At 67.6% G+C, this 472-nt stretch carries 1 protein-coding gene; it reads right to left on the reverse strand.

Annotated elements, in window-relative coordinates; all coding sequences use genetic code 11:
- Positions 1-472, reverse strand: a 472-nt coding sequence (locus J5M73_RS31220) for a hypothetical protein (RefSeq protein WP_207816927.1), incomplete at both ends; no start/stop codon positions are given.

Genomic DNA, 472 nt, shown 5'->3' on the forward strand with positions numbered 1-472 from the left:
GTTCATCAGCGCGCCGGTGGGGCTGAATTCGACGATCTTCGCCGCATTCTTCTGCGCGACCCACAGATTGCCGGCATCGTCGAGCGCGAGCGCGCCGGGGTTCGCGATGCCGATGTCGCGCTGCCAGACGCCCTCGGTGGTGAACACGCGCACGCGGTTGCCGAAGTAGTCGCTCGCGTACAGCAGCGTGCCCGCGGTCGCGAGGCCGGTGATCACGTCGGCTCGGCTGACCGCGTTCCACACGCTGACCGGGATCGTGAGATCGCGCTGCAGCGTCGCGCGGTTGTAGCGGCCGACCGTGCCGCTGCCCTGCGGGGTGCTGTACTGCATCGCCGCGAAGATCGACGTCGCGTTGCCGGTGATCGCGCCGCCCTGGAATTCGGCGTGCGTGCCGATCGAGCCGAGGGTCTTGCCGTTCTGATAGATCGCGACGCCGCCGGCGTTTTCGTCCCAGAAGGATGCCGTATAGATC

It is taken from the genome of Pseudomonas sp. 50_B (assembly GCF_017491625.1).
Lineage (GTDB): Bacteria > Pseudomonadota > Gammaproteobacteria > Pseudomonadales > Pseudomonadaceae > Aquipseudomonas > Aquipseudomonas danubii.